Here is a 26,969-nt window from a genome sequence, read left to right as displayed (position 1 = left end):
TGCGGGCTTTTTGCTTCAGACCAAGCGGAATTACTGCTGAGTCTTCAGACCGAAGGCGTCGGCGGTTTCGCGCGCAACCTTGGATTCGTCTTCCAGCAGGGCCTTGATGGACAGGCGGATACGACCACGATCGTCCATTTCGATGGCCTTGACCTTAACGATCTGGCCTTCTTTCAGGTAGTCGGACACATTCTTGATACGCTCGTTGGCGATCTGGGAAATGTGTACCAGACCATCCTTGCCCGGCAGGATGGAAACGATGGCACCAACGTTGTTGTCGAGGATCTTCACTACGGTACCTTCGTAGATCTTGCCCACTTCAACTTCAACGGTGATTTCTTCAATACGCTTCTTGGCCGCTTCGGCGCCTTCACCAGAGATGGAGGCGATGGTGATGGTGCCATCTTCCTCGATATTGATTTCGGTGCCGGTATCCTTGGTGATGGAGCGGATGGTTTCGCCGCCCTTGCCGATCACGTCACGGATTTTCTCCGGGTTGATCTTCATCACGTACAGACGCGGAGCGTGAGCGGACAGCTCTTGCGGGCCGTCCACGGCTTCCTTCATCAGGCCCAGGATATGCTGACGGCCTTCCTTGGCTTGCGCCAGGGCAACCTGCATGATTTCCTTGGTGATGCCCTGGATCTTGATGTCCATCTGCAAGGCGGTAATGCCTTCGGCAGTACCAGCCACCTTGAAGTCCATATCACCCAGGTGATCTTCATCACCCAGGATGTCGGTCAGCACGGCAAAGCGGTTACCTTCCAGAATCAAGCCCATGGCGATACCAGCCACATGCGCCTTCAGCGGTACACCGGCGGACAGCAGCGACAGGCAGCCACCGCAAACCGAAGCCATGGAGGAAGAACCGTTGGATTCGGTAATTTCCGACACCACGCGCATGGAGTAACCGAATTCGGTTTCCGGCGGCAGCACGGCGATCAGCGCGCGCTTGGCCAGACGACCGTGGCCGATTTCACGACGCTTCGGCGGGCCCATGCGGCCAGCTTCACCGGTGGAATACGGCGGGAAGTTGTAATGCAGCATGAAGCGTTCGGTATATTCACCGGCCAGCGCGTCGATGATCTGCTCGTCTTGCTTGGTGCCCAGCGTGGTCACCACCAGACCCTGGGTTTCGCCACGGGTAAACAGGGCGGAACCGTGGGTGCGCGGCAGGACGTTGCTGCGGATGCTGATCGGGCGCACGGTGCGGGTGTCGCGACCGTCGATACGCGGTTCGCCAGCCAGAATCTGGCCACGCACGATTTCCGCTTCCAGACCCTTGAAGATGCCCTTGATCTCGTTAGCCTTCAGAGTGTCGGTATCTTCATTGATCAGCGCAGCCTTGACGTCGCTCCAGGCGTCGTTGATGGCCACGGTACGGGCTTGCTTCTGACGCAGGCGGAAGGCATCGGCCAGCTTGGCACCGGCAATGCCGCGTACTTGGGCGATCAGCTCTTCATTCTTGGCCGGAGCGGCCCAGTCAAACATCACCGGGTTGACTTCGTCAGCCAGTTCGTTGATGGCCTTGATGGCGGCTTGCATCTGGTCGTGACCAAATACCACGGCACCCAGCATCACGGACTCGTTCAGTTCCTTGGCTTCCGATTCCACCATCAGCACGGCGCGTTCGGTACCAGCAACCACCAGATCCATTTCGGAAGTGGCCAGTTCGGTCTTGGTCGGGTTCAGGATGTATTCGCCATTGGCGTAACCCACGCGGGCAGCGCCGATGGGGCCGGCAAACGGCAGGCCGGAGATGGCCAACGCAGCGGAGGCACCAATCATAGCCGGGATGTCGGAATCCACTTCCGGGTTCAGCGACAGCACGGTGGCCACGATCTGTACATCGTGGTAGAAGCCTTCCGGGAACAGCGGGCGGATCGGACGGTCGATCAGGCGGCTGGTCAGCACTTCCTTCTCGGACTGCTTGCCTTCGCGCTTGAAGAAGCCACCCGGGATTTTACCGGCAGCGTAGGTACGCTCCAGATAGTCTACGGTCAGCGGGAAAAAGTCCTGACCCGGCTTGACGTTCTTGCCACCGACAACGGCAACCAGAACCACGGTTTCATCAACGGAAACAATAACGGAGCCGGAAGCCTGGCGCGCTACTTCGCCGGTTTCCAGGGTAACGGTCTGGTTACCATACTGAAACGATTTGGTAATTTTATTGAACACAGGGCATCCCTTAGTCAAAAATGTTTTTTCAAGCTGAAAACACAACGGGAACCCCTAAAAATTCGGACCGGTTTCGATCAAAATTTCTAGAGGCTCCCCCCGTTGTCACAGTAATACAGCGTGCTTGAAGGCCAGCGTGAAAAAGTCGCAGACTTGCTGCGACTTTTTCAAACCTGAACCAATTACTTGCGCAGACCCAGACGGGCAATCAGAGCGCGGTAGCTGTCAGCATCGGTACGCTTGAGGTAGTCAAGCAGGCGACGACGACGGCTCACCATTTTCAGCAGGCCACGACGGCTGTGGTGATCTTTGGTGTTGGCTTTGAAGTGCGGGGTCAGGTCGTTGATACGAGCGGTCAGCAGTGCAACTTGCACTTCGGACGAACCGGTATCGCCTTCCTTGTGTTGGAAGCTTTTAACGATGTCTGCTTTTTGGGCGGCGGTCATTGCCATTTTGGGTAACTCCAAATCAGGTAAGGATCTTGCGATCCGACAAGTGCAGCGAGCCGGTTGCCCAACCCATCCGCACTTCGCTAGCAGGCTGTCTGTTTGACAGCCAGGAGTCTGATCGGGTGCAGCATGTCATCATCCCGCAGCTCGGCCAGACCCAGAAATTCCGCATCAACATCGCTGTAAACACGAAAGCGCGTCATTCTCGCACACTCACCGGCAAAACGCACGGCCTGTCCGTGAATAAAACGCGCAACGCTGGCTGCATCCAGCGTATGTGCCGGAAAGTGTTGCACCAATACGTCGACAGGCAGCAGCAGCGCTTCACGCCCGGCCATCTCCAGCGCTTCTACTGCCGCCAGGGTATGGGCCTGGGACAACTGAAAACCACCGGTGGTGGTACGGCGCAAGCCGGTCAGATGGGCCGCACAATCCAGTGCAATGGCAATGTCTTCCGCCAGGGTGCGGATATACGTGCCCTTGCTGCACAACACGTCGATCACTGCCTCCACCCCGTCAAAGCTGATCAGCTTGAGCGAATGAATGGTGATGTGCCGTGGCTCGCGGTGGATTTCTATGCCTTCGCGGGCATATTCATACAGCGGCTTGCCCTGGTGCTTGAGCGCCGAATACATCGGAGGCACCTGGCTGATTTCGCCGACAAACTGCTGCATCACTTGCAGCAGGCGGGCTTCATCAAATACAACCGGGCATTCACGCACCACTTCGCCTTCGATATCACCGGTACTGGTGGCCGCACCAAAGCGTACCGTGGCACGGTAACCCTTGTCGGCATCCAGCAAATAGGAGGAAAACTTGGTGGCCTCCCCCAGACACATCGGCAACAGGCCGGTAGCCAGCGGGTCCAGCACGCCGGTATGCCCTGCCTTGGCGGCATTGAGCAACCAGCGCGCCTTTTGCAGCGCGTTGTTGCTGGAAATATCGTAGGGCTTGTCGATCAGCAGCACGCCATCAATCTGGCGGCGGTTGCTGCGCGGCTTACTCATTCGGCGCTACCTTCTTGCTCTTGCCCGGCAGCGGCACCCTCGCCTTCGCCAGCACCGAATTTTTCCGCATCTTCTTTGGCCACCTGGTTGATCAGGCTGGTCATGTGCATGCCACGCGATACCGATTCGTCATAGACAAAGTGCAGCTGCGGGGTGGTAAACATCTTGATGCTGCGGCCCAGTTCGGAGCGCAGGAAACCGGCGGAGTGGTCCAGCGCTTCCTGGCTGACTTCGCGGGTTTTCTCATCCATCACGGTGTAAAACACCTTGGCATGGGAATAATCACGCGTCACTTGTACGGCGGTAATGGTGATCCAGCCCACGCGCGGGTCTTTCAGACCGGTACGAACCAGTTCGGCCAACTCGCGCTGAATCTGCTCAGCAATGCGGTCGGAGCGGGAGAAACCTTTTCTGGCTTTAGCCATGATTTCCATCCTGTCTTTATAAAAGCGGCCAACAGCCAGCCGGGCTTGAACCCGGCCTTGTGTCAGCCGCCTTGAATGCAAAAGGCGAGCGCCTTCGAGCCTTCGCCCGAAGCACGCTCGCCGGAGAGCTGCCGCTTACAGCGAGCGAGCCACTTCCACGATTTCGAAAGCTTCCAGTTGGTCGCCTTCCTGGATGTCGTTGAAGTTCTTCAGCATCAGGCCACATTCGTAACCCTGCTTCACTTCCTTCACGTCGTCCTTGAAACGCTTGAGCGAGTCCAGTTCGCCGGTGTGCACCACTACGTGGTTGCGGATCAGACGGATCGAAGCAGTGCGCTTGATCATGCCGTCGGTCACCATACAACCCGCAATATTGCCTACCTTCGACACCGGGATCACCTGACGGATCTCGACGGTACCCAGGATTTGTTCCTTCTTCTCCGGAGCCAGCATGCCGGACAGGGCGGCTTTCACTTCGTCCACGGCATCGTAGATGATGCTGTAGTAGCGAATGTCCACGCCTTCGTTTTCAGCCAGCTTGCGCGCTGCGGCATCGGAACGGGTGTTGAAGCCGATCACGATGGCCTTGGAAGCGATCGCCAGGTTGATGTCCGATTCCGAGATACCACCCACGCCGGAGTGCAGGATGCTGACGCGCACTTCGTCCGTGGACAGTTTCTGCAGGCTGCCAGCCAGGGCTTCGTAGGAACCCTGCACGTCGGCCTTGATGATGATGGACAAGGTTTGTACCTCGCCACTGCCATCGGCCATCTGGGCGAACATGTTTTCCAGCTTGGCGGCTTGCTGCTTGGCCAGGCGTACATCACGGAACTTACCAGCGCGGAACAGGGCGATTTCACGCGCCTTGCGTTCGTCGGTCAGCACCATGGCGTCTTCACCAGCCTGCGGCACGTCGGACAGGCCCAGAATTTCTACCGGGATAGCCGGACCAGCGGTGTCGATGGCCTTGCCGTTTTCGTCCATCATGGCGCGAACACGACCGAATGCCGTACCAGCCAGTACCACGTCGCCCTTCTTCAGGGTGCCGGACTGAACCAGCAGGGTGGCAACCGGGCCACGACCCTTATCCAGACGCGCTTCCACGATGATGCCCTTGGCCGGGGCTTCGATCGGTGCATTCAGCTCCAGTACTTCGGCCTGCAGCAGGATGGCTTCCAGCAGTGCATCGATGTTGGTGCCTTGCTTGGCAGAAACTTCGATGAACTGGGTATCGCCACCCCAATCTTCCGGCACCACTTCGTGCGAAACCAGTTCCTGACGGATGCGCTCTACGTTAGCACCCATCTTGTCAATCTTGTTGACCGCCACCACCATCGGCACCTTGGCAGCCTTGGCATGGTGAATGGCTTCAATGGTCTGCGGCATCACGCCATCATCGGCAGCCACTACCAGCACCACGATGTCGGTTGCCTTGGCACCACGGGCACGCATGGCGGTAAACGCTTCGTGACCCGGAGTATCCAGGAAGGTAATCATGCCGCGCGGGGTTTCCACGTGGTAAGCACCGATATGCTGGGTAATGCCACCGGCTTCGCCCGCAGCCACTTTGGCGCGACGAATGTAGTCCAGCAGCGAGGTCTTGCCGTGGTCAACGTGACCCATGACAGTAACCACCGGCGGACGCGGCAATACTGCCACTTCCACTTCTTCGCCTTCCGGCTTTTCCAGGTAGGCTTCCGGATCATCCGCCTGTGCCGCACGCGGCTTGTGGCCCATTTCTTCCACCACGATCATGGCGGTTTCCTGGTCCAGTACCTGGTTGATGGTCACCATCATGCCCATCTTCATCAGGACCTTGATCACTTCGACGGCCTTGACGGCCATGCGGTGAGCCAGATCGGCCACGGAGATGGTTTCCGGCACCAGCACTTCATGAATGATGGGTTCGGTCGGGGCCTGGAAAGCATGCTGATTGTTCTGCTTGTGCTTGCCCTTGCCACCACGGGATTTCCAGTCGCTGCCGGCATCGCCGCCCTTGGTCTTCAGACCACGGCCTTTTTTGCCTTCTTCCCAGCGCTCGTTACCCTTCTTGGCGCCGCCCTTCTTGGCATCCGGACGACCTGCTACGGTAGCAGGAACGACCGGAGCACCCGGTGCTGCAGCCGGACGCGGGCCACGATTATCGGCACCAGCCGGACGCGGACCACGGTTATCAGCACCCGCCGGGCGCGGACCACGGTTATCACCAGCCGGGCGCGGGCCACGATTGTCACCTGCCGGGCGCGGGCCACGGTTGTCGCCAACCGGGCGCGGACCACGGTTGTCGGCACCAGACGGGCGCGGACCACGCTCATCGCGGCGCTCGTCACTGCGTGCCTCAACCGGCTTCGGCGCTTCAACCGGCTTGGGAGCCGGGGCCGGTGCGGGTTGCTGGGCAGCCAGACGTGCAGCCTGACGGCGCTCTTCGCGTTCAATCTTTTCGCGCATCAGTTCTTGCTGACGGGCACGGAAAGCAGCCTGGCGCTTTTCTTCCGCTTCGCGGGAGGCTACTTCTTCCGGCGACAGAATGGAGGCTACCGTGCGTACCGGAGCCGGTGCAGGCTTGGCAGCAGGTGCGGCTTCCTTGGCCGGGGCTTCCGCAGCCGGGGCTACCGGTGCGGCGGGCTTGGATTCCACCTTGGGTTCAACCTTTACTTGCGGTTCCGGCTTTGCTTCCGGTTTAACTTCAACCGGCTTGGCTTCTGCCGCCGGAGCGGGGGCAGAAACAGGTTCGGCGGCCTTGGCTACCGGGGTGGCAGCCGGCGCAACTTCCGCCGGAGCAACAACCGGACCATCTTCCGGACGAACCACTACGCGCTTCTTGCGCGTTTCCACTTTTACTGTACTACCGTCTGCGGTCTTGATTTCACTGGTGGACTTGCGGGTCAGCGTAATACGCGACTCATCACGGGCGCCATGCGAACGCTTCAGGTAGTCAAGAAGCTGGGATTTATCCTGCTCAGAGAGCATATCATCCGGCGCGCGCTTGGACACACCCGCCGCACGAAGCTGTTCCAGCAATCGTTCAGGCGTGAGGTTCAGCTCACCGGCAAACTGTTTTACATTCGTCAATACCATGCGTCTTCCCAAATTCCGTAAATACTTCCCGAAGAAGCCTTACTGGTTGAACCAGTGTTCGCGCGCTTTCATGATGATTGCACGTGCAGCTTCAGCTTCAATGCCGGTCATGTCCACCAGATCGTCGACGGCCAGATCGGCCAGATCATCCCGCGTGGACACGCCGTTCTCGGCCAACTTGCGAACCAGTTCGGCATCCAGACCTTCGATATCTTTCAGGTCTTCGGATACACCTTCGACTTTCTCTTCGGACGCAATGGCCTGAGTGAGGATGGCGTCACGTGCACGGCTGCGCAGCTCATTCACCAACTCCTCGTCAAAACCGTCGATCTCCAGCATTTCGGTGATCGGCACATACGCCACCTCTTCCAGGGTGGCAAAACCTTCCTGTACCAGCACGGTGGCCGTCGCTTCATCCACACCCAGATGCGTGACGAACAGATCGCGCAATTGCGCGTCTTCCGCCTGGTGCTTCTCTTCCGCTTCGGTCACGGTCATGATGTTCAGGTACCAGCCGGTCAGCTCGGCAGCGAGCTTCACGTTCTGGCCGCTACGGCCAATAGCCAGGGCCAGCTGGTCTTCCTCGACCACCACGTCCATGCTGTGGTTGTCTTCGTCAATCATGATGCGGTTTACTTCAGCCGGGGACAGTGCGTTGATCACGAACTGCGCCGGTTCCGGTGCCCACAGCACGATATCGATGCGCTCGCCTGCCAGCTCCTGGGTCACGGCCTGTACGCGGGAACCGCGCATGCCGATGCAGGTGCCTTGCGGGTCGATGCGGGCATCATTGGCCTTGACGGCAATCTTGGCGCGCAGGCCGGCATCGCGGACTGCCTCCTTGATTTCCAGCAGGCCTTCTTCGATTTCCGGCACTTCCAGTTCGAACAGCTTGATCAGGAACTGGCTGGAAGTACGCGACAGCACCAGCTGCGGACCACGACCCATACGGTCGATGCGCAGCAGGAAGGCTTTCACGCGGTCGCCCACGCGCAGGTTTTCCTTCGGAATCATCTGATCGCGCGGCAGTACGGCTTCCAGCTTGCCGCATTCGATGATGGCATTGCCACGTTCGATGCGTTTGATGGTACCGGTAATCAGGTGCTCGCGACGCTGAAGGAATTCGTTCAGCAGTTGTTCGCGCTCAGCATCGCGGATGCGCTGCAGGATGACCTGCTTGGCAGTCTGCGCACCGATACGGCCAAATTCGACCGCTTCCATCGGCTGCTCGATCACGGCACCCACTTCGATGCGCGGATCATCATCGCGTGCGTCGGTGATGGTGAGTTCACGGCTTTCGTTTTCGATCAGCTCGTTCTGCACTACGGTCCAGCGACGGAAAGTCTGGTACTGCCCGGTGTGACGGTCGATTTCGACACGCACATCCATTTCGTCATCGGTAAACTTCTTTTTGGTTGCCGAAGCAAGTGCCATTTCAAGGGCGGAAAAAACCACGTCCTTGCTGACATTCTTCTCGCTTGCCAGGGCATCAACCAGCAGCAAAATCTCGCGACTCATGCATTCCTCCGAATTTTTGTCCTTGTGCGCGGCACGCGGCCTCGCCTACGCTCAAAACTCAGGCTCTAGCCTGGCTTTGTCGATATTGGTCAGGGCAATCGCCACGATGCGGCCGCCATCTACTTCCAGCTTGACCGCGCCATCTTCAACCCCGACAAGACGACCGGCAAACTTCTTTTGCTGCTCAACCGGCATGCGTGTCTTGATCTTGGCAAGCTGTCCGGCAAAGCGCACGAAGTCGGCCTCTTTCTTGAGAGGACGATCCAGCCCCGGGGAGGAAACCTCGAGCCGTTCGTAATTAACGTTTTCAACCATGAACAGACGGGTCAGGTGGTTGCTAACCTGCACACAGTCTTCAACCGTGATGCCACCAGGCTTGTCCATAAACACGCGATAACCGCCACCCTGGGTCATTTCGAAATCGACCAGCTCATAGCCTAGACCTGGCAGGGTGTTTTCCAGCAGCAAACGAACATCCATTGCTTCTTTCCACAAATAAAAAATGGGCGAAACGCCCATCCCTAAACATCGCGATTGTAACCCATTCCCACAAAAAAGAAAACCGAAGCCTGTCAAGGCCCTATCCGCAGGGGCTGCGCCCACCAGCCTGTGCTTTGCGCGAGTTTTTTACATACTGTAAATTAGCCGCAACCTGACGGAGTTCAGGTATATAGGAAGGGGCGCAATGCCCGTTCGAAAATTCAGAAACAATTATATAGAAGACGCTCGCCACCGCACTTGCTGCAGGCGCGGCACTCTCGTATCAGCACGATGGAGAAACCCTACATATGGAAAAGGTTTGGCTTAAGAATTACCAGCCGGGGGTAGCACATGAAATCGACATCAATCAGTTCCAGTCGATTGTCGAGGTGTTTGATCGCAGCGTTCACAAGTTCCGTGACCGCCCTGCCATGGCCAATATGGACAAGATCCTGCGCTATGGCGAGCTGCAAACGCTAACCGAACAATTTGCGTCCTTTCTGCAAAACACCCTCAAGTTGCGCAAGGGGGATCGCGTAGCCGTGATGATGCCCAATCTGCTGCAGTATCCGGTGGCGGTATTTGGCACACTGCGCGCTGGCTGCACCGTGGTCAACGTCAACCCGCTCTACACCCCGCGCGAGCTGGAACACCAGTTGAACGATTCGGGTGCGGAAACCATCGTTATCCTGGAGAACTTCGCTAATGTGCTGCAAGACGTGATTAGCCGCACCAAGGTCAAGAACGTCATCATTGCCTCGATTGGCGACATGCTGGGCTTTCCCAAGCGCCTGCTGGTGAACTTTGTGGTGCGCAAGATCAAAAAGATGGTGCCGCCATGGAGCATTCCCGGCCATGTCCGCTTCAACGACGTGCTGGCAGCGGGTGCCGCCCAACGCTTCACACCGGTGGAAATCGGCCATGAGGATATCGCCTTTCTGCAATACACCGGCGGAACCACGGGGATTTCCAAGGGTGCCATGCTGGTTCACCGCAACATCATTGCCAATATGCTGCAGGCTGGTGCCTGGGTAAAACCGGTGGCGCGCGAGGGGCAGGAAATCATCGTCACCGCCCTGCCGCTCTATCACATCTTCTCGCTGACAGCGAACCTGATGATCTTTACCGAGCTGGGTGCGCTCAACATCCTGATTACCAACCCGCGCGATATTCCCGGCTTCATCAAGGAAATCAAGAAATACCGCGTTACCGCCATCACCGGGGTCAACACCCTGTTCAATGCCCTGCTGAATAATCCCGAATTCAAGACCGTGGATTTCTCCACCTGGCGTCTGGCACTGGGTGGCGGCATGGCGGTGCAAAAAGCCGTGGCCGACAAGTGGAAGCAATTGACTGGCGTCACCCTGGCCGAAGCCTATGGCCTGACCGAAACCAGCCCGGCCGCCTGCATCAATCCACTGGACATCAAGCAATACAATGGCACCATCGGCCTGCCGGTGCCGTCCACCGATATTGAAATTCGCGGGGCTGATGGCCAGGCGCTGCCGCAAGGCGAGCAGGGTGAGCTGTGCATCAAGGGCCCGCAGGTGATGAAGGGCTACTGGAACCGCCCTGACGAAACCGCCAAGGTCATCGACGCACGCGGCTTCCTGGCTACCGGCGACATGGCCATGGTGACACCGGAAGGGTTCGTCAAGCTGGTGGATCGCAAGAAGGACATGATTCTGGTGTCCGGCTTCAATGTTTACCCCAACGAGGTGGAAGACGTGATTGCCAGCCACCCGGGCGTACTGGAAGTGGCCTGCATCGGTATTCCTGACGACAAGTCCGGTGAGGTGGTGAAGGTATTCGTGGTGAAGAAGGATGACAGCCTGACGGAAAAGGACATCATTCATCACTGCCGCGAAAACCTCACCGGCTACAAGGTACCCAAGCTGGTGGAGTTCCGCAGCGAACTTCCCAAGACCAATGTCGGCAAGATCCTGCGGCGCGCCCTGCGCGACCAGGAAGTCGCCAGACAAGCCTGACTCATCAGCAAATAAAGCCCGCACAAGCGGGCTTTTTTAATGTCGGCTGTCGCTCACCGCCGACTGCAGGCACAATACGTCTATATAAAAGACAGTGTACTGTCAGAACACCCATTCATTTGTATCGGGAATACCAACCATGCTGATGCTGCCATTTTTCAAGTTGATGGCCGACAAACAGGCCAGCGACATCTTTTTCACGGCGGAAGCACCGCCGCAGATCAAGATTGACGGCATAACACTGCCCATCAATGACAAGCCACTGTCTGCCGATATCGTGCGTCAGCTGGCCTACAGCCTGATGAATGAAACCGAAATCGCCACTTTCGAGCGCGAGCTGGAAATGAACTTCGGCCGTCTGGTGGAAGGGCTGGGCAATTACCGTGTCAACATTTTCAAGCAGCGTGGCACGGTGGCCATGGTGGTGCGCTTTATCCGGCCGCGTATTCCGTCACTGTCCGAGCTAAACCTGCCGGATACCTTGCAGGCACTGGTACAGCAAAAGCGTGGGCTGATCATCGTGGTGGGGGCAACCGGCAGCGGCAAGAGCTCCACTGTGGCGTCCTTGCTGGAACACCGCAACCAAAGCCAGTCCGGCCATATCCTGACGGTGGAAGACCCGATCGAGTTTGTTTACCGCCATCAAAAATCCATCGTCAACCAGCGCGAAATCGGCGTGGATACTTTCTCTTACGAAAACGCGCTGAAAAACGCCATGCGCGAGGCTCCGGACGTGCTGATGATAGGCGAAATCCGCGATGCCGAAACCATGACGCACGCCATCAACTACGCGCAGTCCGGCCACCTGTGCATGTCCACCCTGCACGCCAACAACAGCTATCACATGCTCAACCGGGTAATCAGCCTGTTCCCGACGGAAAGCCGCAATGCCCTGCTGATGGACCTGTCGGTTTCGCTGCGCGCCGTTATCTCGCAGCGGCTGGTGCCCACCAAGGATGGCAAGCAGATTCCAGCGCTGGAAATCCTGATCAACACGCCGCACATTGCCGAGCTGATTCGCAACGGCGACGTGGACCAGATCAAGGAAGCCATCGAAAACAGCATGAGCGAAGGCGCACAAACCTTCGAGCAATCGCTGTTCCGCCTGTATCAGCAAGACCGCATCCTGCTGGACGATGCCTTGAAAAATGCCGACTCGCCCACCAACCTGTACTGGCTGATCAACCATGCCCAGAGCAAGCAGGCCGAGGCAAACCCGGTCAGCAATAGCCAGCCGCAGGCCAATCAAGACCCAGACAAGGCTGCCACCAGCTTTGACGGATTCACCCTGGATTTATAAGCACACACACCATGATCACCCTCTACGGCATTCCCAACTGCAATACGGTTAAAAAAGCCCGCCAGTGGCTGACCGATCATCACATCGACTTTGCCTTCCACGACTTCAAGAAGCAGGGTGTCAGCACCGAACAGCTGCACGCCTGGATTGACGCCGTGGGCCTGGACAAGCTGATCAACCGCCAAGGCACCACCTGGCGCGGCCTGTCCGACGAACTGAAAGCCCAGGCCGCCACGGCTGAAGGTGCCATTGCCGTGCTGCAGGCACAGCCATCCATCATCAAGCGGCCGGTGCTGGAACGCCTGGGCAGAACCAGTGTTGGCTTTAACGAAGCCGCCTGGGACGAGGAGTTCCGCGCATGAGCAAGACGCTGGAGCTGACTTGCGAACTGATCCGCCGCGATTCCGTCACCCCCTACGATGCTGGCTGCCAGCAACTGCTGGCCGAACGTCTGCAGGCGCTGGGTTTTGTTATCGAACCGATGCGCTTTGGCGAAGTGGACAATCTGTGGGCACGCCGTGGCAGCAGCGGCCCGCTGCTATGTTTTGCTGGCCACACCGATGTAGTGCCCAGCGGCCCGGTGGAACAATGGGACAGCCCGCCGTTTGAACCGCGCCAACGCAATGGCCTGCTGTACGGGCGTGGTGCGGCGGACATGAAAGCCTCGCTGGCTGCCTTCATCACCGCCATCGAAGCCTTTGTGACCGCTCATCCACAGCACAGCGGCAGCATTGCCCTGCTACTGACCAGTGACGAAGAAGGCGTGGCGGTGGATGGCTCAGTCAAGGTGGTGGACGCGCTGGAAGCGCGTGGCGAGCTGATTGACTACTGCATTGTCGGCGAACCCACCTCCGACCAGCAGCTGGGCGACACCATCAAAAACGGTCGCCGTGGCTCGCTGTCCGGCCGTCTGGTGATTCACGGCATTCAGGGCCATATCGCCTATCCGCATCTGGCCAAGAACCCGGTGCACCTGATGGCTCCGGCGCTGGCCGAACTGGCCAGCACCGAGTGGGATCAGGGCAATGACTTTTTCCCACCCACCAGTTGGCAAGTGTCCAACATCCACGCGGGTACCGGCGCGGTCAACATCATTCCCGGCCTGTGTGAAATCCGCTTCAACTTCCGCTTCAGCCCGGAAAGTTCGGTGGAATCGCTCAAGGACCGTGTGCATGCCATTCTGGACAAGCATGGCCTGGGCTACGAGCTGCACTGGTCGCTATCCGGCATGCCTTTCATTACCGCACCGGGCGCACTGACCGATGCACTGGGCGAAGCCATCTACCAGGTCACCGGCCATAGCGCCGAACTGTCCACCACCGGCGGCACCTCGGATGGCCGCTTCATCAAGCGCATTGCGCGCGAGCTGGTGGAGTTTGGCCCGGTCAACGCCACCATTCACAAGCTGAACGAATGTGTGGAAGTTGCCCACCTGGAACCGCTGGCCGACATTTACCAGCGCACCCTGGAAAAGCTGCTGACCTGATGCGGCATCAGCTGGCGTCAGCTGGCACTCACGGCGCGGCAGGCGGATTGCACAGCGGGCAGGTCGGATCGCCACATTTGAGGGCGTAACGGGCCAGCATGGCGTGCAACTGCTGCGCCGGGTTCACGCACTGATAGCTGCTATTGGCGGGTGCGGTCTGCTGCAAGGCCGCCACACCGGGCGGCGGTTCTGCCGCTGGCATCCCCGCGTGTGCGGCTGCCATCAGGCCGCAACACGCCATGCCAAGGTAAGGTGTATGATCCATGCTTTGCCTGCTCCCGTGACAATCCGGCGATGCAGGCAGTGTAGCATTGCCGACACGTTGCGCTAGCGCTGCCTGCCCCCGTCTCACGACTATGACGACATCCCCCTCTGCACTTGCTGATGCTGCCGCCGGACAGGAATTACTCTACCGGCGTTGCGCCCTGCCATGCTTGCTGCTGGCGCTAGCCTGCCTGCTGGGCGGGCTGCTGCTCTCCGGCTGGACCGCGCGCCTGCTGTGCCTGTCGCTGTCCGCCAGCCTGTGGCTGCTGACTGGCGCGCTGTACAGCAGTAGCAATCTGGCAGGCTGGCGCCGCAGACGACAGGCCTTGCCAGCACTGCCCTTATTCCCCCTGCTTCTGCCAGGCAAATCCAGCCCCGCCAACAATACAGTCCGCACCCACAGCACACCTGGCAAATACAGTCTGCGCCGCTGGCTGCTATGGCCACGCCTGCGCCGCCTGATTGGCCGCCGTACCGGCTGGGCAGTACTCCAACAAGCCAGTGCCAGTCTGCTGACCTTGGCCATCAGCCTGCTGGTATTGCAAGCCACACCGGACAGCCAGATCAACCCGGACGGCCTGCTACCCACCTTGCTTGCCGGGCTGGGCTTGAGTTTTGCCGTGCTGCTGCTGGAACGCAGCCTAGCCTTGAAAGAGGGCAGCCAATGGCCGGAAGCAGACCGGCTGCAAGCCATACTGCGCGCCGTACTGCTGTCCATGCTGCTGCCCTCACTGGTGGCGGCTGGCCTGCTGCTGGGGCTGGGCTGGCTGTTACGCCTGATGCAAGCCGGTGCGCTGCTGATGGCCCTGCTGGCTGGCGAACTGGGCTTGCGGGCGCTATGGCAAATTTTTCAGCCTTACCAGCGCCAGCAGCCTGCCGCCCTGCCTTTCAACAGCCTGCTTGCCAGCCTGCTGGGGCGGGATGGTGTGCGTAACTGGCGTAGCCGCCTGCAACAGGGGCTGGGACTGGAGCTGCGCCAAAGCTGGGCCTTGCAGTACCTGGGCCGCGCCATGCGACCATTTGCACTGGCGCTGCTACTGGGCGGCTGGCTGCTGAGCAGCGTCAATACCATCAATAGTGATCAGCGCGGCGTGTACGAACGCTTTGGCCAGCCGGTGGCAGTGTGGCAGGCGGGCTGGCATCTGGGCCTGCCATGGCCGTTTGGCAAGGTGCGGCGGCTGGAGTATGGCGTGGTGCATCAGCTGGCCAGTGGCCTGCAACAAGACAGCCAGGGGCGTTGGCAAAACCCGGACAGCAATACCACCCCAACGGGTAACAACCATTTGTGGGACGGCAACCATGCTGCCGAAACCACCCAGCTGATTGCCAGCCAGCAAGGCGAGCGCCAGAGCACCCAGCTGGTGGGCCTGGATGTGCGACTGGTGTACCGTCAGGGCCTGCGCGATGCCGACGCCCTGGCGCTCTACCATCAGGCCGACCCCACCGCCCTGTTGCACGCCATGGCCGACCGCGCCTTGTTGCATTACTTTGCCGGGCAGCAGCTGGATGATTTGCTGGGCGAAGCCCTGAATGCGACCGCCCGCCAGTTGCAAGGACAGATCCAGCAGGCGCTGAACCAGTCCGGTAGCGGACTGGAGCTGCTGGCGGTGGTGATCCAGGCCATTCATCCGCCTGCCGCCGCCGCCAATGCCTATCACGGCGTGCAGGCCTCGACGATTCTGGCGCAGGCTCGCGTGGCCGCCGAACGCGCCCAGGCCGTACGCAGCCATAGCGCAGCCATTCAGGCGGCGGTGCAGGCGGCGCGAGAAGCCAGTGCCAGCGCTGCCGAACGGGTGGCGCGCAGCAAGGTGGACGCCATTGCCTTCCAGGCTGATCGTCAGGCCGCCAGTGTTGGCGGGCAGTCCTTCCTGCTGGAACGCTATCTGCACGCCCTTGGCCAGGGGCTGCGTCAGGCACAGCCCATCATCATCGACCATCGCATTCCGGCCAGCGCCCTGCCCACCATTGACCTGCGCCCGGCTGCCAACAACCCCGGCCTGCCCGCCATCGACCTGCATGGCGCGCCGATTGCCACCGAACCGCCCCCCGCCATCGCGGGAACGCACCCCTGAGGAGCCTGAATTGGCGCTGTTTCACCACCACCCTCACGCGAGCAACAGCCCGAGCAGCGGCTGGCGACACTGGAAAACCGCCGCCGCGCTCGGCGTATTGCTGCTGGCTGGCCTGTCCGCCTGCATGCTGCAAGTGCAGTCGGGCGAAGCACTGGTGATTACCCGCTTTGGCGCACCGGTGCGGGTATTGCTGCAACCGGGGCTGGCCTGGCGGCTGCCGCCACCGCTGGAAACCGTGGTTCCGGTCGACCTGCGCCTGCGCACCACCTCCAGCGGCTTGCAGGACGTGGGCACCCGCGACGGCCTGCGGGTGATCATGCAAAGCTATGTCGCCTGGCAAGTACCAGCCGACAGCAGCCACATCACCCGTTTTCTGCGCGCGGTACAAAACCAGCCGGACGAAGCGGCGCGGCAGATTGCCACCTTTGCCGGTTCGGCCATGGAAACCGGCAGCAGCCGCTTTGCGCTGAGCAATCTGGTGAATACCGACCGCAGCCAGTTACGCATCAGCCAGCTGGAACAACAGCTGCGCCAGCAACTGGCTCCGCAATTGCTGGAAAGTTATGGCGTACAGGTGGTGGATGTCGGGCTGGAACGCCTCACCCTGCCCGCCGTCACGCTGGATGCCACCGTGGCGCGCATGCGCGCCGAGCGCGACACCATTGCGGCCGAACGTACCGCCAGCGGCAATGAACAAGCCGCCGCCATTCGCGCCAATGCCGCCCGTGATGCCCGCATTCAGCAAGCCGATGCCAGCGTGGCCGCTGCCGAAATCGAAGCCGGTTCACGCGTACAGGCCGCGCGGATTTACGCCGATGCCTGGCAGAAAGCCCCCGAGCTATACAAAACCCTGCGCTCGCTGGACACCCTCAACGGCATGGTGGGCTCCGGCACGCACTTGATTCTGCGTACCGATGCCGCCCCGTTCCGCGCGCTGGTGGATGGCCCGCCCGGGCTGAACGCAGGCAAAGCGGCAAAGGGCAAATGATGGCGGCCACCCCCTTGCCCGCCAGTGCGCTGCTCCAATCACTGCGACTGGGCCATCGCCTGCTGCTGGCCATCACCCTGTTGGCCGGGCTGGCCTGGTTGCTTGGTCATGTCAGGCCGGTACCCGCCGACAGCCAGGCGGTGGTAGTGCATTTTGGTGCCATCGACCGGGTGCAGCGCGCCGGACTGCTGCTGGCCTGGCCCAGCCCCATCGACAGCATCATCTGGCTGCCCGCCACGGAAAGACTGCAACAACGGCAGGTGGAGGGCCTCAGCCGCAATGCGCATGCGCTGGCACTGGATGGCGCCGGTACATCATTGCAACAAATGGGCGACGAACTGGCCGGTTCGGGATACCTGCTGACCGCTGACGTAGGCGTGGTGCAGCTCAATGCCACCGTGTATTACCGCATCGATGATGCTGCCGCCTACGCCCGACAAGGCGAACAGGCCCTGCCCGCACTGGACCGGCTGGTGAGCGCCGCCGCCTTGCAACTAAGCGCAGGGCGCGATCTGGACAGCATTCTGGTGACGCGCAGCAACCAGCCCTCCAGCCAACAAGCCACCCTGCGCGAACGGCTGCGCGGCGAGCTGCTGCAAGCGGTCAACCAGCGCCTGCAGCAACTGCGCCTGCGCGGGGTGCCGCTTGGCCTGCAAGTGGCGCGCATCGACCTCACCTCCAGCCTGCCGCATGCCGCCCAGGCGGCCTTTGACGCGGTACTGACCGCCGACCAGACGGTAGAGCGGCAACTGGCCCAGGCCCAGACTGCCGCCGCCCAGCAACAGCAACAGGCCAGCGCTGCGGTCAGCACCATCCTCAATAACGCCCATGCCCGCGCCGATGAACGACTGGCGCTGGCACGCAATGAAACCAGCGAAATCCTGGCGCTGGCGCCGCGCATGCAACATCCGGACGGACCAGCCCTGCTGCGTCAGCTGTATCAGGACAAAATCCAGCGGGTACTGGCCAAGGCAGGCCAGGTCACCACCCTGGACCCGGATAGCAGTGGCCGGGTGATTGTGCCGGGAGTGCGTCCATGAGCCAGTGTTGCCCGCATCCACACCACGGTCTGCTGGACGCAGCGGAACAACGGCGAACCGCCCGCCAGCTGCAGCTGGCCTTGCTGGCCATCGGCTTGTTGCTGCTGGCGGCTGTCTGGCATTTCCTGATTCCCGACGGGCAGATCATCGCCCAATGGCTGACCAGCACCGCCGCCTTACTGATGGCCGTACCGCTGCTGCGTGCCGCCTGGCACAGCTTGCGGCACCCCGATCTGCACGGCATGACCGACCTGCTGGTGGCACTGGCCATGCTGGGCGCCTGGGCCAGTGGCGACACCCTCAGCGCCGCCCTGCTACCCATCCTGATGGTGCTGGGCCATGTGCTGGAAGAGCGCAGCCTGCTGGGTTCGCAAGAGGCCATTCGCGCGCTGGCCAGCCTTACCAACAGCCGCTGCCGCCGCTATCTGCCCGATGGCAGTCTGGAAGAGGTGGACAACAGCCAGCTGGGCAGTGGCGACCGGGTGGAAGTGCGCCCGGGGGAACGCATTCCGGCCGATGGCATGGTGGTAAGCGGGCAATCCAGCCTGGACACCTCGGCCATCACCGGCGAAGCGCTGCCGCAGGATGTCGCGCCCGGCAGCCAGGTGTATGCCGGGGCGGTCAATCTGCAAGGCCTGCTGCAGCTGGAAGTCAGCCATACCGGCGCACAATCGGCACTGGGCCGCATCAGCGCGCTGATGCAACAGGCCGAACAAGCCAAGCCCCCCGTCACCCGGCTGGTGGAAAGCCATGCGGCGTCGTATCTGGGACTGGTGCTGGCGATTGCCGCGCTGTGCTGGTTTGTCAGCCACGACAGCCAGGCCATGCTGGCGGTGCTGGTGGCGGCCTGCCCCTGCGCGCTGGTGCTGGCCGCGCCCTCCACCGCCGTGGCCGGGGTGGCGGTGGCAGCACGCCATGGCGTGCTGATTCGCGGCGCGGCCTTTCTGGAAGAACTGGCCGATGTCAACGCACTGGTCATCGACAAAACCGGCACCCTCACCAGCGGCCAGTTGCTGGTGCAGTCGGTGGAAACCCTGGTGAGTGACAGTCCGGCAGACCCCATCCAGCTGGCAGCCGCGCTGGGTGCCTGCAGCACGCACCCGGTCAGCCGCGCACTGGCCGCTCTCGCCACAAACCAAGCAGTGCCCGCCTTGCGCAATGTGCAGGAACAATCCGGCATGGGCATGCAGGCCGATAGCGACTGGGGGCCGGTGCTGCTGGGCCGCCCTGCCCTGTTACAGCAACAGGGAGTGGACTGCACACTGCCTGCGCGCAATGGCGGCGCCGTCACCGGGCTGGCGCTGGATGGCCGCCTGCTGGCCTGGTTTCATCTGGCCGACAGCCCGCGCGCCGAGGCCGCCGAAGCCATGCAACAGCTGCGGCAGCTGGGATTGCAACGGCAAATGCTGCTGACCGGCGACCATCCACAAGCGGCAGAGCCCGTCGGCCAGGCCCTGGGCATGGACCGCGTGGTGGCGCAGGTATTGCCTGCAGGCAAGCTTAAGGCGGTGCAGGCAGAAATCAGCGCTGGTTACCGCCCGCTGGTGGTGGGCGATGGCATCAACGATTCGCTGGCGCTCAAGGCCGGGGCGGTTGGCGTGGCCATGGGTGCCTCCGCTGCCGACATTGCCGTGGCGGCAGCCGATGTGGTGCTGATCAGCCACGACCTGCGCCGTCTGGCCACCGCCATCAGGCTCAGCCGCCGGTGCCGCCGCGTGCTGGCGCAAAACGTCGGCCTGGGGTTGGGCTGGGCAGTAATGCTGACCTTGCTGGCCGCCTTTGGCCTGTTGGGCAGTGCCGGCGTGCTGCTGGCGGCCTTGCTGCACAACCTGAGCACCCTGCTGGTGATGGCCAATGCCGGACGCCTGCTGCGCTTTCATGAGCCCTTGTCCGCTGTCACGCACAAGGGCTGACCGGCAAACCCGGCCGGGTGCGGCTATGCTGCATGAAATTCCCGCCAGCACTGGCGCAAGCCTGCAGCTTTATGTCCCGCCGCTGAATGCCAGCGCAACAGCTTTCACCTAGCATGGATGCACCATGGAACTCGAAATCGCTAAAATTTTTGTCGCCCTGCTGGTGCTGGTCAACCCGCTGGGGGCCATTCCCATCTTTATCAGCCTGACGCCCACGTCCAGCCAGCTGGAGCGCAAGCGTATCGCCAAAACCACCACCCTGGCGGTCGCGGTGGTGCTCTGCCTGTTTGCCCTGGTGGGTGAAACCCTGCTGCGCTTTCTGGGCATCAGCATCGGTTCCTTTCAGGTGGGTGGCGGCCTGCTGGTGATGCTGATTGCCATTGCGCTGATGAATGCCAAACCGGCACCCACCAAGACCACCAAGGAAGAACAATCCGAAGCCGAGGCCAAAACCAATATCGCGGTGGTGCCGATGGCCATCCCGCTGCTTACCGGCCCCGGCACCATTTCCACCGTCATCATTTATGCCTCCACCGCCCACTCTTGGGTGCAGGTGGTGTATCTGCTGATCAGCAGCCTGCTGGTGGCCATTACCTGCTATGGCGCGCTGGTGCTGGCGTCCCCCATCAGCCGCCTGTTGGGCCAGACCGGCATCAATATCGTCAACCGGGTGATGGGCATGCTGCTGGCGGCGGTATCGGTGGAGATCATCGTCGATGGCCTGTACCGCCTGTTTCCCCAGTTGTCGCGCTAGGCAAGCTATTTGATCTGGCGCAAGCATCTGTACCGAATCTGTATGCACACCGGCAAGCAACACCTTCCCCGCCCATATCACAAGATATTGAATAAAAAGAATAATTCACAATCTGTACTGATAAACACAGCCTGATCTGTGCATTGTCTGTCATGGTGACAGCGCCTAAAAAGGGCGGGTTATCTTACCGGACTTCGCACCATGACCCAGCCCGTCCCCATCAAGATTTACCCGCGCCTGACCAGTGGCCGCTTCAACAACATCCGTGTGGCACTGGTCATCCTCACCCAGTTGCTCTTCCTCGGCCTGCCCTGGCTGCAATGGAATCATCGCCAGGCCGTGCTGTTTGATCTGGAGCGTCATCAGTTCTTTGTGTTTGGTGCCAGTTTCTGGCCGGAAGATTTTGTCTACCTGGCTGCCCTGCTGGTGGTGAGCGCACTGGGCTTGTTCTGGTGGACCACGCTGGCCGGGCGACTGTGGTGCGGCTATTCCTGTCCGCAAACGGTGTATACCCAGATCATGCTGTGGATTGAGCGGCTGGTGCTGGGCGACCACAAGGCCAGACGCAAGCTGGATGCCGCACCCAACAGCGCCGGCAAGCTGCTGCGTCTGAGCACCGCCCATGCCCTGATGCTGCTGTTTTCGCTGTGGACCGGCTTTTCCCTGGTGGCCTACTTTGCCCCGGCGGGCCAGCTGGCCAGTAATCTATGGCAGGGCCAGGCCGGGCCGTGGGAAGTGTTCTGGATATTGTTTTACGCCGCATTTACCTATTTGCTGGCGGCGCTGTTACGCGAAAAAGTGTGCAGCCATATGTGCCCTTATGCCCGCTTTCAAGGCGCGATGTTCGACCGTGACACGCTGATCATTTCCTACGACGCACAACGCGGCGAACCGCGTGGCAAACAGGCCGATAAAAGCAGCGGCGGTTGCATCGACTGCGGCATCTGCGTGCAGGTCTGCCCCACCGGCATCGACATCCGCAACGGCCTGCAATATGAATGCATCGGCTGCGCCGCCTGCATTGACGCCTGCGATCAGGTGATGGATCAACTGCACGCCCCGCGCGGGCTGATCCGCTACACCAGCGAAGCCGCGCTGGCAGGCGACAGCACCAGTAAACCCGCCTGGCAACGCCCGCGGGTGCTGTTTTACAGCAGCCTGCTATTGGGCATCATCGTCCTGTCCGTGGTCAGCTTTACCCAGCGCCTGCCATTCAAGGCCGACATCCTGCGCGACCGCGCCAGCCTGGTGCGGGAAACCGACGATGGCTGGCTGGAAAACAGCTATAGTGTGCGGCTGATCAATAGCAGCGAAACCGGCCAGCGCCTGGCTATCAGCGTGGAAGGACTGCCCGGCATCCGGCTGGCGCATGCCAGCGAGCAAATTGCACTGGCAGCCACCGCCACCGAAACCATCGGCTTGCGGGTACAGGTTGAACCACAAAACGCTGCCCGTGGTGCCAATGACATCCGCTTCATCATCCGCTCGCTGGATCAGCCCGGCCATGTACTACATGAAAAGAGCAGCTTTATCGGCGAGTAACGCCCTCATTTGCGAGCCCCGTATCCATGAGCAAAACCCAGCAACTGGCGCAGCTGTTCCGCCATGCCATTGAGCAAGGGCAGCTACGCGCCGGTGACCGTATGCCCTCGCTGCGCCAGCTGTGCCACGACCATGCCGTCAGCCTGACCACCGCACAGCGCGCCTATGCCGAGCTGGAACGGCTGGGCCTGCTGCAGGCGCTGCCGCGCTCCGGCTTTCGGGTGCGTGCCACCCCGGATCGCAGTAGCAGCAACGTAACCGAGCCTGGCAGCACCCTGCGCATGGAGCACCTTACCACCGCCCTGCCCATGCCCTGGGGCTGCCCTTTCATCAATCCGGCGCTGATCAACACCACGCCGATGAACCGGGCGCTGGGGCGTGCTTTGCAGGACTACCGCGCCGCCCTGTCCAGCACGCCGCTGGAGGGTTTTGACGGCTTGCGGCGCGAGCTGGGCCTGCATTATCTGAGCCAGGGCATTGGTCTGGCTGGCGACGAACTGCTGATCACTTGCGGCGGCATGGAAGCGCTCACCCTGGCCATGCGCGCCGCAGTGAGCGCTTCCGGCAGCCAGAGCATGGTGGTGGTCACCCCGGCCTTCCCGGCGGCGCTGGAACAACTGCGCCACCTGGGCATTGCCATCCTGCCCGCCGCCCTGTCCGAACAAGGCAGCCTGGATTTGAGCGCACTGGAAGACATGCTGCGGGAACAACGCCCCGCTGGCATCGTGCTGATGGCCAACTTCCAGCACCCCACCGGGCTACTGATGCCGGAGGCGCAAAAGCGCGCGCTGGTGGCGCTGGCCGAGCAATACCGGGTGTGCATCATCGAGGACGACACCTATCGCGAGTTGTACTTTGGCACGCAGGGAGCCACCCCGCTCAAGGCCTATGATCGCAGCGGCACGGTGCTGCACTGTGCATCGTTCAGCAAATCGCTGGCCCCCGGCTACCGGGTGGGCTGGATAGCCGCCGGGCGGCTAAGCGATACCGTGCGCGGCTTAAAGCTGTGCAGCTCGCTGGGCACGCCCTTGCCCAGTCAGATGGCGCTGGCGCGGCTACTGGCCACCGGCCAGCACGGCGACATGCTGACCCGGCTGCGCGCCAGTCTGCGCCAGCGGCGCGATGCCATGGCACAGCAGATCATGGAAAGTTTTCCGGCGGGCAGCCGGCTGCTACAGGCAGAGGGCGGCTATTTCCAGTGGGTAATCTTGCCGGAGGATCTGGACTGCGCCGCGCTGCTGCCACTGGCCATCGAACAGGGCATTCACTATGCCCCCGCCACCCTGTTCTATCCGCATGCAGTCAATCCCAATGCCTTGCGGCTGAACTTCAGCTTTTTTGATCCGCTACACCAGCGCGAAGGCGTGGCCCTGCTGGGTGCGCTGCTGCGGCAGGCGCAGGACTAAGCCTGCTAGCCGGACTGGGCTGCAGAGTCTGCAGGCACGGTGAGCGACTTGCGTTCGTACACCGCCTGCGCCAGCGTGCTCAGATCGACATACTCCAGCTCGCCACCCACCGGCAGCCCGCGCGCAATACGCGACACCTTGGGGCCACGGCCCTTTAGCAGCTCGGCAATCATGTGCGCGGTCACCTCGCCCTCGGCGGTGAAGTTGGTGGCAATCACCACCTCTTCCACCACCTCGTCCAGCGCGCGCACCATCAGCTTGTCCAGGTTAACTTCCTTGGGGCCGATATTGTCCAGCGGCGAGATACGCCCCATCAGCACGAAATACAGGCCCTGATAGCATTTGGCCTGTTCCAGCGTCATCAGGTCGGCGGGCATTTCCACCACGCACAACTGATCGGGCCGACGCTCGGGGTCGGCGCAGATGCTGCACAGCGGCGTTTCGCTAAAAGTATTGCAGCGCTCGCAATGGGTGAGATGGTTTAGCGCCCGATCCAGCGCCCGCGCCAGCTTGTCCGCCCCGGTCTTGTCCCGTTGCAGCAAATGGAAGGCCATGCGCTGGGCGGTTTTGGGGCCGACACCGGGCAGCACTTTCAGGGCAGCAATCAGTTGTTCAAGCGCGGGTGGATTTTTCATCAGGCGGGCAAACGGGAAGGAAGGGAAAACAAGGGCAACGGCAATGGCCTGCGCACAGATCAGGCCGGGAGACATTGCCTTCGCCAGAAAGCAATGCCACCCAGGCAGAAAATCAGAACGGCAGCTTCATGCCAGCCGGCAGATTCAGGCCATTGGTAAAGCCGGACATTTTTTCCTGGGAAGTGGCTTCCACCTTGCGCACGGCGTCGTTGACGGCGGCGGCAATCAGGTCTTCCAGCATTTCCTTGTCTTCCTTGGCATCGTCCAGCAGGCTGTCGTCGATGGACACGCGTTTCACATCGTGAGCGCAGGTCATGACGATTTTCACCAGACCGGCACCAGACTGGCCTTCCACTTCCACATTGGCCAGCTCTTCCTGGGCCTTCTTCATGTTTTCCTGCATTTGCTGGGCTTGCTTCATCAGACCAGCGATACCGTTTTTACCGAACATGTCACAACTCCTGCAAAGGTTGAATCGTTTCCGCCACCAGCGTGGCACCCATTTCGCGCACCAGTTGCTGGATCACCGGATCGTTTTCCAGGCATTGTCGGGCCTGGGCCAGTTGTTCCTGACGATGACGGGCACCCTGCATGGCCGGTGTTTCCAGCCCCAGTTCCTCTATCGTCACCACCAGTTCCACCGGCTGAGCAAATTGCTCGCTCAGCGCGGCCTTGAGTTTTTCCTGATAGTCGCGCGTGGCCATGTGACGGAAGCTGTCCGGCACTGCCAGTTCCAGCCGCGACTGACTCCAGTTTTTCAGTACTGCATTATGAGCCAGCATGCGGGCCGCGCCCAGCTTTGTCCCCAGCAGGCTCACCAGCGCACCCCAGTCGCCATCAAACTGATAGCTTGCAGGCTCGGCCAGCTCGGCTTCTTCCGCCATGGCGTAGGCTGGCAGCGCATCGTCGGCCTCATCCGCATTATCCCAAGGCGCGGCGGTTTCCAGCTCGCTATCCGGCTCCTCGGCTTCATCCGGCTCTTCAACAGGATTGCTGGCTGCTGCGCTCTGCACCACGGCAGGCGGGGTTACCGGCCTTGCCGTTGGCTCAACAGCCGGAGCCGGAACAACGACAGGCGCAGGCCGGGGGGCAGGTTCTGGGTCGGCGTCGGCCGCCGGGGAAGCCTGCTGCTCAGCCGGACGGCTGGCCGGCTTGCGATTAGCCAGCCCGGCCAGCAAGGCGCGGGCGGCAGCAGAACCATCCGTGGCCTGCTCGGCGACGGTTGCTGCCACCGGGGCGACAGCCGGGGCCGGGCGATTGCCTGCGGTGGCGGCATTGCTGCGCGGTGCAGCCACGCTGTCTGCCTGGGCATGGGCCGGGTGGAAGGCCAGCATGCGCAGCAAGGTCATGCTGAAGCCAGCATGCTCGTCCGGTGCCAGTGCCAGATCTTTGCGGCCATGAATGGCAATCTGGTAATACAGTTGCACGTCTTGCGGGGCAATCAGGCTGGCCAGCGCAAACAGTGCGTCGCGTTCGGGTTCGTCGTCGGCAATGGCGCTGGGCACGGTCTGCGCCATGGCCAGTTGTTGCAGCAGGACGGCCATTTCCGCCAGCACACTGTCAAAGCCGATGCCACGTTGCGCCAGTTGCTCGGCCTCGGCCATCAGACGCGGGCCGTCTCCGGCGGCCAAGGCATCCAGCAACACAAACAGATAACGACGATCCACCGCGCCCAGCATGGCGCGCACGCCCTCTTCCCTGACCTCGCCCATGCCGTAGGCAATGGCCTGATCCAGCAGCGACAGCGCATCGCGCATCGAGCCGGCAGCAGCACGGCCCAGCAAGGCCAATGCAGCCGGTTCAAAGCTTTGTTGCTCCACGTCCAGTACATGCGCCAGATGGCCAGCCACCTGCTGCGGCGTCATATTGCGCAGCGAAAACTGCAGACAGCGTGACAGCACCGTCACCGGCACTTTTTGCGGATCAGTCGTCGCCAGGATGAACTTGACGTGTGATGGCGGCTCTTCCAGCGTCTTCAGCATGGCGTTGAAGGCACTCTTGGACAGCATGTGCACTTCGTCGATGATGTACACCTTGAAGCGGCCGGAGGTAGGCGCGTACTGGGCGTTTTCCAGCACTTCGCGAATATTGTCGATACCGGTATTGGAGGCGGCGTCGATTTCCAGCAGGTCGACAAAACGACCGGCGTCGATCTGGCGGCAAGCGGAACACTCACCGCAGGGCTCGGCGGTGGTGCCGGTTTCGCAGTTGAGGCTCTTGGCCAGAATGCGTGCGATGGTGGTCTTGCCCACCCCGCGCGTGCCAGTCAGCAGATAGGCGTGATGCAGCCGCTCTTCTTTCAGGGCATTGGAGAGGGCGCGCACCACATGCTCCTGACCGACCAGATCGGCAAAGCGTTTGGGACGCCACTTGCGGGCAAGGACTTGATAGCTCATGGGGGCGGATTTTAATGGCAATCGGCCAGCAAGGCGACTCCTTTTGACAG

At 61.1% G+C, this 26,969-nt stretch carries 22 protein-coding genes; 11 read left to right on the top strand and 11 right to left on the bottom strand.

What is annotated here, in order from left to right:
- Window positions 1-30: 30 nt before the first annotated feature.
- The 7 genes from pnp to rimP form a co-directional block, all read right to left on the bottom strand.
- Entirely contained in the window at window positions 31-2,178 is a 2,148-nt protein-coding gene (gene pnp / locus ACODR9_RS19035; RefSeq protein WP_488811307.1) for a polyribonucleotide nucleotidyltransferase, read from the bottom strand.
- A gap of 182 nt (window positions 2,179-2,360) precedes the next feature.
- Window positions 2,361-2,630, bottom strand: coding sequence for a 30S ribosomal protein S15 (rpsO, locus tag ACODR9_RS19030; protein WP_159875540.1), 270 nt, complete (start codon window positions 2,628-2,630; stop codon window positions 2,361-2,363).
- An 80-nt stretch (window positions 2,631-2,710) separates the two neighbouring features.
- Window positions 2,711-3,634, bottom strand: a complete 924-nt coding sequence (gene truB, locus ACODR9_RS19025) for a tRNA pseudouridine(55) synthase TruB (RefSeq protein ID WP_488811305.1) — start codon at window positions 3,632-3,634, stop codon at window positions 2,711-2,713.
- The gene (rbfA, locus tag ACODR9_RS19020) at window positions 3,631-4,059 is read right to left on the bottom strand and encodes a 30S ribosome-binding factor RbfA (RefSeq protein WP_488811303.1); all 429 of its coding nucleotides are present in this window, start codon (window positions 4,057-4,059) and stop codon (window positions 3,631-3,633) included. The genes truB and rbfA overlap by 4 nt, the downstream gene beginning before the upstream one ends.
- Window positions 4,060-4,194: 135 nt before the next feature.
- Complete coding sequence (infB, locus tag ACODR9_RS19015; protein ID WP_488811301.1) at window positions 4,195-7,137, bottom strand: translation initiation factor IF-2; 2,943 nt, start codon at window positions 7,135-7,137, stop codon at window positions 4,195-4,197.
- 39 nt (window positions 7,138-7,176) lie between these two features.
- Window positions 7,177-8,655: a transcription termination factor NusA gene (gene nusA, locus ACODR9_RS19010; RefSeq protein WP_488811299.1), complete on the bottom strand. Its 1,479-nt coding sequence runs from the start codon at window positions 8,653-8,655 to the stop codon at window positions 7,177-7,179.
- 51 nt (window positions 8,656-8,706) lie between these two features.
- Window positions 8,707-9,135 carry a ribosome maturation factor RimP gene (gene rimP, locus ACODR9_RS19005; RefSeq protein ID WP_159875535.1) on the bottom strand — a complete coding sequence of 143 codons (429 nt, stop codon included), beginning with the start codon at window positions 9,133-9,135 and terminating at the stop codon, window positions 8,707-8,709.
- A gap of 308 nt (window positions 9,136-9,443) precedes the next feature.
- Here rimP and ACODR9_RS19000 point away from each other — a divergent pair, with 308 nt between their 5' ends.
- The 4 genes from ACODR9_RS19000 (at window position 9,444) to dapE (ending at window position 13,909) form a co-directional block, all read left to right on the top strand.
- Window positions 9,444-11,123, top strand: a complete 1,680-nt coding sequence (locus tag ACODR9_RS19000) for a long-chain-fatty-acid--CoA ligase (RefSeq protein ID WP_488811296.1) — start codon at window positions 9,444-9,446, stop codon at window positions 11,121-11,123.
- A gap of 139 nt (window positions 11,124-11,262) precedes the next feature.
- Window positions 11,263-12,423 carry a PilT/PilU family type 4a pilus ATPase gene (locus tag ACODR9_RS18995; RefSeq protein ID WP_488811294.1) on the top strand — a complete coding sequence of 387 codons (1,161 nt, stop codon included), beginning with the start codon at window positions 11,263-11,265 and terminating at the stop codon, window positions 12,421-12,423.
- 11 nt (window positions 12,424-12,434) lie between these two features.
- Window positions 12,435-12,785, top strand: a complete 351-nt coding sequence (locus tag ACODR9_RS18990) for an ArsC family reductase (protein ID WP_488811291.1) — start codon at window positions 12,435-12,437, stop codon at window positions 12,783-12,785.
- Entirely contained in the window at window positions 12,782-13,909 is a 1,128-nt protein-coding gene (dapE, locus tag ACODR9_RS18985; protein WP_488811289.1) for a succinyl-diaminopimelate desuccinylase, read from the top strand. Before ACODR9_RS18990 ends, dapE begins: the two co-directional genes overlap by 4 nt.
- A gap of 28 nt (window positions 13,910-13,937) precedes the next feature.
- On the opposite strand, the gene ACODR9_RS18980 is transcribed toward dapE, so the two are convergent.
- Entirely contained in the window at window positions 13,938-14,174 is a 237-nt protein-coding gene (locus ACODR9_RS18980; RefSeq protein ID WP_488811287.1) for a hypothetical protein, read from the bottom strand.
- Between the two features lie 91 nt (window positions 14,175-14,265).
- Here ACODR9_RS18980 and ACODR9_RS18975 point away from each other — a divergent pair, with 91 nt between their 5' ends.
- From ACODR9_RS18975 to ACODR9_RS18945, 7 genes are all read left to right on the top strand, one after another.
- Window positions 14,266-16,245, top strand: coding sequence for an SPFH domain-containing protein (locus tag ACODR9_RS18975; RefSeq protein ID WP_488811285.1), 1,980 nt, complete (start codon window positions 14,266-14,268; stop codon window positions 16,243-16,245).
- 10 nt (window positions 16,246-16,255) lie between these two features.
- A complete protein-coding gene (locus tag ACODR9_RS18970) occupies window positions 16,256-17,233 on the top strand; it encodes an SPFH domain-containing protein (RefSeq protein WP_488811283.1) in 978 nt (325 codons plus the stop codon).
- Window positions 17,230-18,273 carry an SPFH domain-containing protein gene (locus ACODR9_RS18965; RefSeq protein ID WP_488811281.1) on the top strand — a complete coding sequence of 348 codons (1,044 nt, stop codon included), beginning with the start codon at window positions 17,230-17,232 and terminating at the stop codon, window positions 18,271-18,273. Before ACODR9_RS18970 ends, ACODR9_RS18965 begins: the two co-directional genes overlap by 4 nt.
- Window positions 18,270-20,186, top strand: a complete 1,917-nt coding sequence (locus ACODR9_RS18960; RefSeq protein WP_488811279.1) for a heavy metal translocating P-type ATPase — start codon at window positions 18,270-18,272, stop codon at window positions 20,184-20,186. Before ACODR9_RS18965 ends, ACODR9_RS18960 begins: the two co-directional genes overlap by 4 nt.
- Before the next feature lie 124 nt (window positions 20,187-20,310).
- The gene (locus tag ACODR9_RS18955) at window positions 20,311-20,940 is read left to right on the top strand and encodes a MarC family protein (RefSeq protein ID WP_488811277.1); all 630 of its coding nucleotides are present in this window, start codon (window positions 20,311-20,313) and stop codon (window positions 20,938-20,940) included.
- A gap of 201 nt (window positions 20,941-21,141) precedes the next feature.
- A complete protein-coding gene (ccoG, locus tag ACODR9_RS18950; protein ID WP_488811275.1) occupies window positions 21,142-22,482 on the top strand; it encodes a cytochrome c oxidase accessory protein CcoG in 1,341 nt (446 codons plus the stop codon).
- 26 nt (window positions 22,483-22,508) lie between these two features.
- Window positions 22,509-23,888 (top strand): aminotransferase-like domain-containing protein, encoded by a 1,380-nt coding sequence (locus ACODR9_RS18945; protein ID WP_488811273.1) that lies wholly within the window; start codon window positions 22,509-22,511, stop codon window positions 23,886-23,888.
- Between the two features lie 5 nt (window positions 23,889-23,893).
- Here ACODR9_RS18945 and recR read toward each other — a convergent pair whose 3' ends face one another.
- The 3 genes from recR to dnaX all read right to left on the bottom strand — a co-directional run bounded on the left by recR (window position 23,894) and on the right by dnaX (window position 26,919).
- Entirely contained in the window at window positions 23,894-24,523 is a 630-nt protein-coding gene (gene recR, locus ACODR9_RS18940) for a recombination mediator RecR (RefSeq protein WP_488811375.1), read from the bottom strand.
- Between the two features lie 112 nt (window positions 24,524-24,635).
- Window positions 24,636-24,974, bottom strand: coding sequence for a YbaB/EbfC family nucleoid-associated protein (locus ACODR9_RS18935; RefSeq protein WP_488811271.1), 339 nt, complete (start codon window positions 24,972-24,974; stop codon window positions 24,636-24,638).
- Between the two features lies 1 nt (window position 24,975).
- Window positions 24,976-26,919: a DNA polymerase III subunit gamma/tau gene (dnaX, locus tag ACODR9_RS18930; RefSeq protein ID WP_488811269.1), complete on the bottom strand. Its 1,944-nt coding sequence runs from the start codon at window positions 26,917-26,919 to the stop codon at window positions 24,976-24,978.
- Window positions 26,920-26,969 lie beyond the last annotated feature (50 nt).

It is taken from the genome of Aquitalea sp. FG25 (assembly GCF_057809375.1).
The sequence above is the reverse complement of the archived record's forward strand: the minus strand, read 5'-3'. Positions and strand labels throughout refer to the sequence as shown.

What these genes read in the sequence shown, in the direction of transcription:
- rpsO (WP_159875540.1), bottom strand. Translation starts at nt 2,630, where the DNA reads ATGGCAATGACCGCCGCCCAAAAAGCAGACATCGTTAAAAGCTTCCAA.
- truB (WP_488811305.1), bottom strand. Translation starts at nt 3,634, where the DNA reads ATGAGTAAGCCGCGCAGCAACCGCCGCCAGATTGATGGCGTGCTGCTG.
- rbfA (WP_488811303.1), bottom strand. Translation starts at nt 4,059, where the DNA reads ATGGCTAAAGCCAGAAAAGGTTTCTCCCGCTCCGACCGCATTGCTGAG.
- infB (WP_488811301.1), bottom strand. Translation starts at nt 7,137, where the DNA reads ATGGTATTGACGAATGTAAAACAGTTTGCCGGTGAGCTGAACCTCACG.
- nusA (WP_488811299.1), bottom strand. Translation starts at nt 8,655, where the DNA reads ATGAGTCGCGAGATTTTGCTGCTGGTTGATGCCCTGGCAAGCGAGAAG.
- rimP (WP_159875535.1), bottom strand. Translation starts at nt 9,135, where the DNA reads ATGGATGTTCGTTTGCTGCTGGAAAACACCCTGCCAGGTCTAGGCTAT.
- ACODR9_RS19000 (WP_488811296.1), top strand. Translation starts at nt 9,444, where the DNA reads ATGGAAAAGGTTTGGCTTAAGAATTACCAGCCGGGGGTAGCACATGAA.
- ACODR9_RS18995 (WP_488811294.1), top strand. Translation starts at nt 11,263, where the DNA reads ATGCTGATGCTGCCATTTTTCAAGTTGATGGCCGACAAACAGGCCAGC.
- ACODR9_RS18990 (WP_488811291.1), top strand. Translation starts at nt 12,435, where the DNA reads ATGATCACCCTCTACGGCATTCCCAACTGCAATACGGTTAAAAAAGCC.
- dapE (WP_488811289.1), top strand. Translation starts at nt 12,782, where the DNA reads ATGAGCAAGACGCTGGAGCTGACTTGCGAACTGATCCGCCGCGATTCC.
- ACODR9_RS18980 (WP_488811287.1), bottom strand. Translation starts at nt 14,174, where the DNA reads ATGGATCATACACCTTACCTTGGCATGGCGTGTTGCGGCCTGATGGCA.
- ACODR9_RS18975 (WP_488811285.1), top strand. Translation starts at nt 14,266, where the DNA reads ATGACGACATCCCCCTCTGCACTTGCTGATGCTGCCGCCGGACAGGAA.
- ACODR9_RS18965 (WP_488811281.1), top strand. Translation starts at nt 17,230, where the DNA reads ATGATGGCGGCCACCCCCTTGCCCGCCAGTGCGCTGCTCCAATCACTG.
- ACODR9_RS18960 (WP_488811279.1), top strand. Translation starts at nt 18,270, where the DNA reads ATGAGCCAGTGTTGCCCGCATCCACACCACGGTCTGCTGGACGCAGCG.
- ACODR9_RS18955 (WP_488811277.1), top strand. Translation starts at nt 20,311, where the DNA reads ATGGAACTCGAAATCGCTAAAATTTTTGTCGCCCTGCTGGTGCTGGTC.
- ccoG (WP_488811275.1), top strand. Translation starts at nt 21,142, where the DNA reads ATGACCCAGCCCGTCCCCATCAAGATTTACCCGCGCCTGACCAGTGGC.
- ACODR9_RS18945 (WP_488811273.1), top strand. Translation starts at nt 22,509, where the DNA reads ATGAGCAAAACCCAGCAACTGGCGCAGCTGTTCCGCCATGCCATTGAG.
- recR (WP_488811375.1), bottom strand. Translation starts at nt 24,523, where the DNA reads ATGAAAAATCCACCCGCGCTTGAACAACTGATTGCTGCCCTGAAAGTG.
- ACODR9_RS18935 (WP_488811271.1), bottom strand. Translation starts at nt 24,974, where the DNA reads ATGTTCGGTAAAAACGGTATCGCTGGTCTGATGAAGCAAGCCCAGCAA.
- dnaX (WP_488811269.1), bottom strand. Translation starts at nt 26,919, where the DNA reads ATGAGCTATCAAGTCCTTGCCCGCAAGTGGCGTCCCAAACGCTTTGCC.